The organism is Flavobacterium sp. GL_143 (assembly GCF_057834355.1).
Window position 1 is genome coordinate 4,124,642 of sequence record NZ_CM174401.1, and the last position, 12,212, is coordinate 4,136,853.

The 12,212-nt window shown below is 34.4% G+C and carries 11 protein-coding genes; 4 read left to right on the plus strand and 7 right to left on the minus strand.

The window, feature by feature from the left end:
* Positions 1–11: 11 nt before the first annotated feature.
* From AC3IPI_RS17530 to AC3IPI_RS17545, 4 genes are all read left to right on the plus strand, one after another.
* On the plus strand, positions 12–1,025 hold the full coding sequence (locus AC3IPI_RS17530; protein WP_489154510.1) for a zinc-binding alcohol dehydrogenase family protein: 1,014 nt from the start codon (positions 12–14) through the stop codon (positions 1,023–1,025).
* Between the two features lie 14 nt (positions 1,026–1,039).
* Positions 1,040–1,423 (plus strand): cupin domain-containing protein, encoded by a 384-nt coding sequence (locus tag AC3IPI_RS17535; protein ID WP_323490396.1) that lies wholly within the window; start codon positions 1,040–1,042, stop codon positions 1,421–1,423.
* A gap of 25 nt (positions 1,424–1,448) precedes the next feature.
* A complete protein-coding gene (locus tag AC3IPI_RS17540; protein ID WP_323490397.1) occupies positions 1,449–2,555 on the plus strand; it encodes an alkene reductase in 1,107 nt (368 codons plus the stop codon).
* Positions 2,556–2,791: 236 nt separating this feature from the next.
* Entirely contained in the window at positions 2,792–3,652 is an 861-nt protein-coding gene (locus AC3IPI_RS17545; protein WP_131450977.1) for a hypothetical protein, read from the plus strand.
* Positions 3,653–3,789: 137 nt separating this feature from the next.
* On the opposite strand, the gene nagB is transcribed toward AC3IPI_RS17545, so the two are convergent.
* The 7 genes from nagB to kduI all read right to left on the minus strand — a co-directional run bounded on the left by nagB (position 3,790) and on the right by kduI (position 12,174).
* Positions 3,790–5,718, minus strand: coding sequence for a glucosamine-6-phosphate deaminase (nagB, locus tag AC3IPI_RS17550; RefSeq protein WP_489154514.1), 1,929 nt, complete (start codon positions 5,716–5,718; stop codon positions 3,790–3,792).
* Positions 5,719–5,980: 262 nt separating this feature from the next.
* Positions 5,981–7,252, minus strand: coding sequence for an MFS transporter (locus AC3IPI_RS17555; RefSeq protein ID WP_409416535.1), 1,272 nt, complete (start codon positions 7,250–7,252; stop codon positions 5,981–5,983).
* 1 nt (position 7,253) lies between these two features.
* Positions 7,254–7,919, minus strand: a complete 666-nt coding sequence (locus tag AC3IPI_RS17560) for a bifunctional 4-hydroxy-2-oxoglutarate aldolase/2-dehydro-3-deoxy-phosphogluconate aldolase (RefSeq protein ID WP_489154517.1) — start codon at positions 7,917–7,919, stop codon at positions 7,254–7,256.
* Complete coding sequence (locus AC3IPI_RS17565) at positions 7,912–8,922, minus strand: PfkB family carbohydrate kinase (protein ID WP_489154519.1); 1,011 nt, start codon at positions 8,920–8,922, stop codon at positions 7,912–7,914. Before AC3IPI_RS17565 ends, AC3IPI_RS17560 begins: the two co-directional genes overlap by 8 nt.
* Before the next feature lie 6 nt (positions 8,923–8,928).
* Positions 8,929–9,723, minus strand: coding sequence for a gluconate 5-dehydrogenase (locus AC3IPI_RS17570; protein ID WP_039116544.1), 795 nt, complete (start codon positions 9,721–9,723; stop codon positions 8,929–8,931).
* Positions 9,724–10,194: 471 nt separating this feature from the next.
* Positions 10,195–11,325, minus strand: coding sequence for a BT3233 family polysaccharide utilization protein (locus AC3IPI_RS17575; protein ID WP_489154521.1), 1,131 nt, complete (start codon positions 11,323–11,325; stop codon positions 10,195–10,197).
* A 6-nt stretch (positions 11,326–11,331) separates the two neighbouring features.
* A complete protein-coding gene (gene kduI, locus AC3IPI_RS17580; RefSeq protein ID WP_323490404.1) occupies positions 11,332–12,174 on the minus strand; it encodes a 5-dehydro-4-deoxy-D-glucuronate isomerase in 843 nt (280 codons plus the stop codon).
* Positions 12,175–12,212: the final 38 nt, after the last annotated feature.

Genomic DNA, 12,212 nt, shown 5'->3' on the forward strand with positions numbered 1-12,212 from the left:
CAATTAAAATTATGAAAGCAATAGGATTTAAAACATCATTACCAATAACTGAACAAAATAGTTTTTTAGAATTTGAAACTGCTAAACCTATACCAGGTGCAAATGATTTATTGGTAAAAATCAATGCGGTATCTGTAAATCCAGTCGATTTTAAAATTCGCCAGAATAGTGCTGTAAATACAGTTTTAGAAACTCCAAAAATTATCGGCTGGGATGCTGTAGGTATAGTAGAAGCTGTTGGTGAAAATGTAAACTTATTTAAAGTTGGCGACGAAGTATATTATGCAGGAGATATTACGAAACAAGGTAGCAATGCAGAATATCAAATTATAGATGAGCGCATTGTAGGCAGAAAACCAAAATCTCTTACGAATGCAGAAGCTGCCGTTATACCTTTAACAGGTTTAACAGCTTGGGAAATACTTTTTGACCGCATTCGTATTAATCCTGAAAAGGATAAAGGTAAAACGGTTTTAATAATTGGAGGGGCAGGAGGAGTTGGTTCTATTGCTATACAATTGGCTAAAAAAATAGCAGGTTTAACTGTTATCGCCACAGCATCTCGTCTGGAAACTATTGCTTGGTGCAAAGAGCAAGGAGCCGATTATGTGGTTAATCATAAAAACTTGATTTCTGCTGTTAGGGAATTAGGATTCGAAAATGTTGATTTCATTCTCGATTTTGTTGATACAAATTCTTATTGGGATATTATGGTGGAGCTTATTAAACCTCAAGGACATATTGCTTCTATTACCGGAAGCAGTGACCCTGTTGCCTTGAATAAATTAAAGAACAAAAGCGTTTCGTTTTCATGGGAATTAATGTACACCCGTTCTATGTTTCAAACAAATGATATACAAGAACAACATAATATTCTCAATAAAATAGCTGATTTATTAGATAATGGAATACTCAAAACTACTTTGAATGAAACATTAACTGGTCTTACGGCTGATAATTTAAAAAAGGCGCATCAACTATTGGAATCTGGAAAAACAATAGGAAAGATTGCTATTGAAATTTAAATTAAAAGATAAACATGCAAGCTACAATAATAAATCCTGCAGGAACCTGGGAACTGTGGACTAATAAATTACGCGATGAACTTAATAATGCTGAAAACAATAGGACAGTAGGTGAAAAATTAGTTTTTGAAAATAAAGAATTTAAAGTTTGGACTATTCATTTACCTGCAGGAAAAGAACTTCCGTTTCATAAACATTGTTTACGCTATTTCTGGACAGCACTCTCATCTGGCAAATCTATTTCTTACTATAATGATGGTTCTGTAAAGGAAATAATTTATGAAAAAGGAGATACAGTTTATTTTGATAAGCTTAATGAAGAGAATTTTTTCATTCATAATTTAAAAAATACTGGAGAAACAACATTGATTTTTTCAACAGTAGAATTCAAAAAATAAATTACAATTCTAAATTGACATAATAATGAATTATCAAGAATTATTTCAGAAATATAACTTAAAAGGAATCGAATTACAAAATCGCTTTTTAATGGCTCCTATGACACGTTCTAGAGCTACACAACCCGGAGATGTACCTAATGCATTAATGGCAGAATATTATGCTCAAAGGAGTATGGCAGGTATTATAATTACCGAAGCAACGCAAATTTCTATGCAAGGTATGGGATATGCAAAAACTCCAGGGATATATAGTCAGGAACAAATAGAAGGATGGAAACTAACAACAGATGCTGTACACAAAAAAGGAGGCAAAATATTTCTTCAATTATGGCATGTAGGCAGGGTAAGCAGTTCTAAAGTAAATGGATTGCAACCTATTGCTCCTTCGGCTTTACTGGCACAAAATACCAACGTTTATATTTTTGATGGTGCTCCAAATGGGGATGCTACTTTTATTCCTGTAGAAAAACCTAGAGAAATGACTAAGATTGATATCGATAACGTAATCCAAGAATTTGTTCAGGGTGCTAAAAATGCTATAGAAGCAGGTTTTGATGGTGTAGAGATTCATGGAGCAAACGGCTATTTAATCGATCAGTTTTTAAGAAGTAATAGTAATAAAAGAACCGACAAATATGGTGGTTCAAAAGAAAATAGAATTCGATTATTAATTGAAATTTCTAAAGCAGTAGCATCAGTTATTGGAAAAGAAAAAACAGGAGTAAGGCTTTCTCCTTTTATAAGCTTTAAAGATATGAATGATCCTGAGATTCTGGAAACTATTATGTTAGCTTCAGAGGAATTGAATAAATTAGATATTGCGTACATTCATCTTTGTGAAGCGGATTGGGATGATGCTCCACAAATTTCAAATGATTTCAGGAAAGAACTTAGAGCTAAATTTAAAAATACAATTATTGCCACCGGTAATAAAACCCCTCAAGAAGGTGAAAAATTAATAGAAAACAATTTGGTTGATTTAATTGGCTTTGGAAGAAAATTTCTTACGAATCCCGATTATCCAAAAAGAGTCAAATTACATACATCACTAAATGAAATATCAGATAATCATACTTTATTTGGTGGTGGTACAGGAAGAGGTTACACAGATTATCCTTTTATGGGGTAAAACCTTAATTTAAGAAAAATTTAACTTGCGCAATCGATTGATAAAACTAGTGCTTACCTATGATTAATATGGGTTTATATTGGATTTTAATAAAAAAATAATTATTTTTATAGTATCAATTTATCTACAAATAACATTTTTTTTAACAATTGTATACGCGACTATTGTCTTGATTAAAGATTTTGCTTAATGCATTTAGATTGGTTTTAATTCTTAAAAATTTAATCTTTGAAAAAATGAAAATTCTTATTTTAAAAAAAATCACTTTTTTTATAATCCTTTTTTGCAGTGTAATTACCATGTCTGCTCAGGATAAAGTTGATACTGTTATTATGGTAAATGGAGAAAAAAGAGAAGGCAAAGTTGTATCGGTTAAAGATAATGCCATTAAGTTTATATTTAAGGGAGAATCCCTAGAATATGAATTTAAAAAGGCAGATATAAATGTAATCGTATTTGCCAGCGGAAGAACGGAAGTAGTTAATAAAACGGCTGGTTCCGAAACAATTTCACCAGTTTCTACATCTACAGATCGCAGAGGGAGAATAGCTATATTGCCTTTTGAGTTCATATCTAATGATCCTTCGCTTAATGTTAATTCGATGGCTGAGCAGTTGCAAGCAGAAGGATATTTGTCTGTTAAAGACAATACTTATGGTTTAGACTTGCAAGATCCTATTACAACAAATAGTATATTGGCTAAGAATAAAATTACACATGCTAATTTAAAATCGATAACTCCACAGGAAATGGCCGTATTACTAGGGGTTGAAAATGTTTTATACGGAATTGCCACTGTAACTAATAAAGGAACTTCGTCTTACGGAAGTGGTGTTTCTAGTTATAATGATAAAGAAACCCAAAATAAAGAGGGACGAAAAGAAACTACTAAATCATCGGGTTCAGCATATAACTCTAATAATGCTACAACAATGATTAATTATGAAACTAAAATTAATCTGAATATTTATAACGATAAAGGATCGAACTTATACTCGGAATCTAGAAATTCTTTTGGAACCGGATTCGATGCTTACCACGCTACAATCAATTATCTTATAAAGCGTTGCCCGTTTGGATCTAAAGCAAAACATTAATAATTGATAATTGATAAAAAAGAGCGCTAAAGCGCTCTTTTTTATTGAATTACTTTAAAAAAATAATTAGATTTTTTTATCCTTTAAACCTTTGAACCTTTGAACCTTTGAACCTTTTCGAAAAACCTTAGAACCTTTTAATAATGCCATCTCACGAAAGCTTCCATTGCAGCGTAACGTGATAGACCTAATTGGTTGTATAATTCGGCTGTTTCAGCATTTCTGTCTTCGGCTCTTTGCCAGAATTCACGGGCATCTGATCCTTGGAACACAACTCCATCTTTTTGAGATTGGTGTTTAAAGATTCCATGTCTTTTTGCTAATACCTGATCAGGACTCATTGGTACTGCCATTTCTACTTCGTCAATTCCCCATTCTTGCCAAGCGCCACGGTATAACCATAACCAACAATCATCCATAAATGATTTTGGTTTTAATCGTTTTACTGCTTCAAAAATAGCATCCAGACATACTTTATGTGTTCCGTGTGGATCGGCTAAATCTCCTGCAGCATAGATTTGATGTGGTTTGATTTTTTCGATTAAATCCATCGTTAACTGAATGTCTTCTTTACCAATTGGTTTTTTCTCGATTGTTCCTGTTTCATAAAATGGAAGTTCCATAAAATGAATTTGTTCGTCTGGCAAACCTACAAAATGACTTGTTGAGCGTGCTTCTCCTTTTCTGATTAATCCTTTTATGTAACGAACTTCTGGAATATCTATCTCACTATTCTTTTTATTAGTTAAGAAGGTTACTGCTTTTTGATAGATATTTTCTGCTTCAGCACTTTTGATTCCGAATTTCTCGTTGTAATCGGTAACGAATCTTGCAAAACGCAACGCTTCATCATCTGCAACTGCAATGTTTCCTGAAGTTTGGTACGCTACGTGTACTTCATGTCCTTGCTCTTGCAAACGCATAAATGTTCCTCCCATACTAATGATATCATCATCTGGATGCGGGCTGAATATCAATACTCTTTTTCTTGCTGGTTCTGCTCTTTCTGGTCGTTTGGTATCATCTGCATTTGGTTTACCTCCTGGCCATCCTGTAATGGTATTTTGCAGTTTATTAAATATCTTAATATTGATATCGTACGCTGGTCCTGAATCTGCCAATAAATCGCTCATTCCGTTTTCGATATAATCGGCATCGGTAAGCATTAGGATTGGTTTCTTTAAATCTAGTGCTAATCCTAAAACAGCTTTACGGGTTAATTTGTCTGTCCAGACAATTTTCTCTACTAACCATGGTCTGTTGATTCTTGTTAGTTTTGATGATGCTTCTTTATCCAGAACAAAAACTACATTGTTATGCTCTTGCAAAAATGACGCAGGAATTCTATTAGTAACTTCTCCTTCTACAGATTTTTTTACAACGTCTGCTTTTCCTTCTCCCCAAGCCAGTAGAATAACTTGTTTGGCTTCCATTATCTTTTTTACTCCAAGTGTAATGGCTGTTCTTGGTGTATTGTTTAATCCAAAAAAGTCTTTACTTGCAGCAACTCTGGTGATATGGTCTAATGCTACTAATCTTGTTTTTGAATTTTGTAAGGAACCTGATTCGTTGAATCCGATATGTCCATTTGCTCCAATCCCAAGAACTTGTAGATCGATTCCGCCCAAAGCTTCTATTTTAGCTTCGTAATCTGCGCAATAATCTGCTATTTCTTCTTTTGTCAAAAGTCCGTCTGGAATATGATAATTTTCAGGTAAAATATCTACTTGATCCATCAACAATTCTTTCATGAATCGTACGTAGCTATTTACTGAATCTGGTTCCATTGGATAGTATTCGTCCAGGTTAAAAGTGATTACGTTTTTAAAACTTAATCCTTCTTCTTTGTGTAAACGTACTAGCTCAGCATATAATCCTTTTGGGGATGATCCTGTGGCTAATCCTAATACACATGATTCGTTTTTCTCTTGTTTTGACTTGATAAGTGCCGCTATTTGCTGCGCAACTGCTTTGGATGCATCGGTGGAATTCTCAAAAACTACCGTGTCAATATTTTCGAATCGTTTTTCGAAACCAGTTGATTTATCTATTATGCTTTTTATCATTTTTAAATTTATTTTACCCATTGGGCGTAATTCATTTCAATATATAGTCCCCATCCCGAAGCGCAATGTCATTTAGTTAAGAAAAACAGCTACAATGCTGTACCGAATAAATCTCACGCAAAGTCGCCAAGCCGCTAAGTTTATGCCTAAAACCTTTGCGCTTTTGCGTCTTTGCGCGAAAACAATTAACCATAATTAGATAAAAAGAGCTTAACTTAATGACATTATCCGACGCTTCGGGATTGGGTTTCTTTATAAATAGTTATTTTTTAGTACTGGTTAAAAAATGCATCACTATCCAAGCCAATAAATAGGCAGAACCACACATGATAAATATGATATTATAACCTGCGGTAATATTTCCTAAGATTTTATAATGGTCTAAGATGATTCCTATTGCCAGAGGGAAAAGAATACCTCCAACAGAACCTGCCATACCACCGATACCTACAACCGAGCTGATATCTTTTTTAGGAAAATAATCAGATACTGTTGTAAAAATATTAGCACTCCAAGCTTGGTGAGCTGCTGCTGCCAAACTAATTAAGCCAACAGCTACCCATATATTTTTGGTAAACTGTGCCAACATTATTGGTAATACACAAACGGCGATAAAAAACATGGTTGTTTTGCGTGCTCGTTGTACATTCCATCCTTTTTTTATTAAATATGAAGATAAATAACCGCCTCCGATACTACCAATAGTTGTTGCTGTATAAACAATTACCAATGGTAAACTTGGCTTCTTTAAATCAAGATTAAATGTTTCGGAAAAATAAGAAGGCAACCAAAACAAAAAGAACCACCAAACAGGATCTGTCAATAGTTTCCCAAAGATGAAAGCCCACGTTTGTTTTACTTTAAATAAAGCAGTCCATTTTACAGGCACTTCGGTTTCTGAAACTACCTCATTGTCACTGTGGATATAGTCAAATTCTTCTTTGGATATTTTTTTATGTCTAGCAGGAGTTTCATAGTATTTCCACCAAAAAATCAGCCAAATAAAGCCAATAGCTCCAGTTATAACAAATGCTTCTTGCCAACCATAAGCACCTAAAATTGCAGGAACCATAATAGGAGCAACCACAGCACCAACATTGGCACCTGAGTTAAAAATACCTGTTGCAAGGGCACGTTCTTTTTTAGGAAACCACTCGGCTACAGATTTTATTGCAGCAGGAAAATTACCTGCTTCGGCAACGCCTAAACCAACTCTTGCTAATCCAAAACCAAACGTACTTTTGGCAAATGCGTGTGCTACGGCAGCAACACTCCAAAAGAAAACCGATACAGCATATCCTAGTTTAGTTCCGATTTTATCAATCCATCTTCCAAAACCTATAAGACCAATGGCATATGCTGCTGAAAAAGCCATAACAATATTGCTATAATCAGTTTCTGTCCAATGGAATTCTTTCTCTAATGTGGGCTTTAACAAACCAATTACTTGCCTGTCGATATAATTAATGGTTGTTCCAAAAAACAATAGGGCTAATATGCCATATCGAACTCTTTTTTCTGAAGTTATATTCATTTTAAGAATGTTTACAAGATTGAATTAGAATAGTAACTTTTGTAATATAATCCGAAAGCGCATCAAAATTATTCTCTTCAATTGCACTGGTTTTTAAGAGTTTGCTTCCCATACCTACAGCAGATACGCCTGCATCAAACCATGATTTTAGGTTTTGTTCTTCTGGCTCAACTCCGCCAGTAGGCATAAAAAGAAGATCAGGAAAAATGTCTTTTATAGATTGTACGTAAGATGCTCCAACTAAATTCCCTGGAAATATTTTTACTAATCTAGCTCCATAAACTTGTGCCTGATGAATTTCTGTAGGTGTTAAACAACCCGGAATCCAAGCTAAATTATGCTCTAAAACAATTTTGGCAACCTCAGCAGAAACTATAGGACTTACTATAAAATCAGCTCCTAAGTCTATAAATTCTTTGGCCGCTTTAGCCGTTTTTATAGTACCAATTCCTAACAATAAATCGGGCATTTCTTGTGAAGCTATTGTCCTTAATGCTTCAAAATTTACTGAAGCATTTTCACCTCGATTTGTATATTCTACAATGCGAATACCTGATTGATATAAAGCTTTTAATATACTTACACTTAAATCTTTACTTTCATGATAATATAAAGGCAACAAACCCGAATGAATGATTTGTTGAATAACTTTTTCTGACTTATTCATTTTGCTTTATTAACTGTTCGATTTCTTCTACTCGGGATGTTGTAGCATCACCTTTTATAAATAATTTTTGATAGGCTGCACTTGCAGCAAAATCTACTATTTGTTGTGGCTCTTTTCTATGTAATATCCCATAAATAAGTCCAGCCATAAAACAATCTCCAGTTCCAACTTTGTCTATTGTATTTGCAGCAAACAAAGTTTCGCTTTTATAACTATTTCCTTTTTGATACAGTGTTCCAAAATAGGTTACACTATCTTCTTTATTAAAGCGGAAAGTGTTCGCAACGATATTACAATTAGGATATTTTGCCAAGATTTCTTGAGAACTTGCATTGGCTTGCTCTACTAAATCAATTTCTTTTTCGGATGCTATTAATTGCTGATTAATACCTATTCCGAGCATTTTTTCTGCCGACCAAATATTCCCCATAATTACATGAGCGTAACTAGCCAGTTTAGGCATTACTTCGTTAGGTTCTGAACCATATTTCCAAAGTTTTTCTCTGTAATTCAAATCCAAAGAAATAGCAATTCCCTTTTTTGTGGCAACAAGTAATGCTTCTTCACAAAGTGCTGCAATTTTTGCATTTAAAGCTGGTGCAATGGCTGTAAAATGAAACCAGGAAACACCTTCAAAAACTTCTTCCCAGTTTATGCCTGACGGTTCTAGTTCTGAAAAAGAAGAATATCTACGGTCATAAATTACGCCTGAATTCTTAACGTCTGCTCCTTGATTAAGGTAATAGGTACCTATTCTTTCTCCAGATTTTATAACTGTAGTTGTATCAACCCCCATTTTGTTATAATAAGTAAGAATGGTGTCCGACAAAAAATGGTCGGGTAGGGCGGTACAATAGGCTACAGGAACATTCCATCTTGCCAATGCTAATGCTACATTACTTTCGGCACCGCCTACATAAGCAGACATATCTTGTTGTTTGGGGAAGTTTTCCCCCATGCTATATCGTAAAAGGATTTCCCCAAAACAAAGTACTTTACCCATGATAAATTATGCTTCGTTTGATGGTTTTCCTATTGTAGCAAGTATTCCACCATCTACATACACAATATGTCCGTTTACAAAATCACTTGCTTTAGAACTTAAAAATATTGCTGCTCCTTGTAAATCCTCAGGATCTCCCCAACGACCAGCTGGTGTTCTGCCTATAATAAATTCATTAAAAGGATGTCCGTTAACTCTAATCGGTGCAGTCTGGCTTGTAGCAAAATATCCAGGACCAATTCCGTTAGTTTGTATATTAAACTTAGCCCATTCGGTAGCCATATTTTTGGTTAGCATTTTTAATCCTCCTTTTGCAGAAGCATAAGCACTTACGGAGTCTCTACCAAGTTCGCTCATCATAGAGCACATATTTATAATTTTTCCGCCTCCGCGAATAATCATTCCTTTGGCAACATTTTTAGAAACGATAAAAGGTCCTGTTAAATCTACTTTTATTACTGCTTCAAAATCTGCAACTTCCATTTCTATTATTGGAGTTCTTTTGATAATTCCTGCGTTATTAATTAAAATATCTATAGGTCCAACTTCGGCTTCTATCTTGTTTATTGCTTCTATTACAGCAGCTTCATCGGTAACATCAAAAATATATCCGTAAGCTTCAATCCCTACAGATTTATATTCTGCAACTGCATTATTTACAGCTTCTTGTGATGAATGATCATTTATTACAATTTTTGCACCTGCATGTCCAAGACCTTTTGCCATTGCCATTCCCAGACCGTGAACTCCTCCTGTTATAAGTGCTGTTTTCCCTGTTAAATCAAATAAGTTAATTGACATTTTTTTTCTTTTTTATAGTTAATAAGTATTCTGAGTTATTGTTATCCTAACAGGTTTTTAAAACCTGTTAGGTATTATTCTTGTATTCTTAAATTATACCAACAAGGTTTAAAACCAAAGGTCTAAGGGTCTTTAGTTTTACACAAAATAATCCCCAAACTTGTCATTTCGACGAAGGAGAAATCTCCACGAGTAGCTCGATAATTTAAGAAAAACCTGTTAGTTAGTTTCTTACGGAGATTTACTACGTCTGTTCGCTAACGCTCGAGTCTCCTTCGTCGAAATGACAAAAATGCGCAGACCAACTTTAAACTTGAGCTTTTATCAAAGTTCCTTATACTCTTGGTTTAAAACCTTGCAGGAATGTGCTAAATTCTTTTCAAAAAAGGCATAAGTAGGGCTGTCAACTACAATTTAATGCGCTGACTAGGTATATTTATCTAAAGTTTTTATTTGAGTGCTACTGTAGCTTTATTCGACTTTTACAATTAATGGATTCTTTAGTTGCTGATAAAAATTATCCAAATAAGTAAACCATTGTTTCGCATCAGTAATTTTTCCTGCTTTATTCCAAGCTGCTCCAGTGTAGTACACGATAGGTTCGTTATTTACAACAGTCGTTTTTCCTAATATTTGTGTTTTATCTACCCACATACTTTTTACTGGTGTAGTTAGTATAGAACCAACTCCAGTAGTTCCGTCTTCACCAAATGTAGGTTCCCAATATCCCATAATACCTTGTTGTTCATTTAATGAAATAACTCCGACTTCAGGTCTTTTGCTTAAGCCAACTACAACTTCCATAGGTTTATTTCCATTAAATGTATAGGTGTTTTCTACACGATTAAGTTGTGATCCAGCATCTATAGAAATGATTTTTGTAGCTTTAACTTCTATTCCTCCAGCAATCCAGCTGTCGTAAGTTAATTGAAATGTACTGCGCAAAGGACCATTGTCGAGCACTAACCATTTGCGATAATTTCCCGAATAGCGAATACTGTCATTTACATATGGTGCCATATTTCCTGCGCCCAATGTAGGGCCTACGTGGTAATAATCCATTCCGTTGCCACTATCGATATGGTAGTTTCCAATCTTATAACGTTCGTTAATGACCATTTTATCGGTTCTTTTTACCCAAACATCAAATCCAGAAGCATCTTCCTTTGTGTTTTCTATGGCTTTTCCGTAGGCACGAAAGGCTATTTTGTCATTTTCCCAAGCAAAATCGTCTTTGCGTTCTGGTACATAACGCGCATAAGTTTTTGTAGCAAAAGTTTCTGGTTTTCCTTTTTGTATTACCAGAGTAAGTGACGCTTTTGCTTTAGCATTAACTTGTACTAAAAGATTTTGAATTGAGGAAAGTCCGCGGTGTTCTAACTGAAAAGGAACTTGCTTTTTTGTGGCCTGATTAATCACAACAAAATTTGCTGTATCTATTTGAGGATAATGTGATAAAACCGTTGCCCATTTTATAGCTACAACAGCTTCTTTTCGTTCCTGAGCCGAATTATTCTGAATGGTAATTGTTGCTTTTGCTTGTGCGAAAACACCTAACGGCGAGACAAAAGCAAGACAAAGAAAGAGTTTAATCAATTTCATAATCACTTATTTTAAATCGTTAATAGCACAATGATCCATATCTCCATAATCTAAATTTTCTCCTGCCATTCCCCAAATAAAGGTATAATTAGAGGTTCCTGATCCTGAATGGATAGACCAATTAGGAGAGATTACGGCTTGTTCATTTTGCATCCAGATATGTCTTGTTTCTTGTGGTTGTCCCATAAAATGGCAAACACTTTGATTTTCGGGTACTTCAAAATAGAAATAAGCTTCCATACGGCGATCATGTGTGTGCGCTGGCATAGTATTCCAAACACTACCTGATTTTAGCTCTGTCATTCCCATTTGAACCTGACAGGTTTGTACCACACTATTTACAATTAATTTATTTATAATGCGATGATTTGCCGTTTCCATAGTTCCTAATTCTACAATCTCAGCATCGGCTTTTGTCACTTTTTTTGATGGATATTTGTGGTGAGCAGGAGCAGAGTTTAAATAAAATTTAGCTGGAGAATTAGCATCGACAGATTCAAAAACTACTTCTTTGATACCTTTTCCCAGATATAAAGCTTCTTTAAAATCTATTTCAAATCTTTCGCCATCAGCGGTAATAATTCCTTTTCCGCCTACATTAATGATTCCAATTTCTCTTCTTTCCAGAAAATATTCCGCTTTTAAATCGGTAGGATTAGGTAATACAATTTTTTGGTTTACTGGCATTGCTCCACCAATAATATATCTATCGTAATGTGATAAGGTTAGTTTTACTTGTTCTGCGCTAAAAATAGTTTCGATTAAAAAATTTTCGCGCAATGTTTCTGTATCCATTTGTTTTGCTTCTTTTGGACTTACTGCAAAACGGCTTTCAAAATTGGTATTCATAATAATTTGGTTTGTTTTGTATTATTGAAATTTCAGTT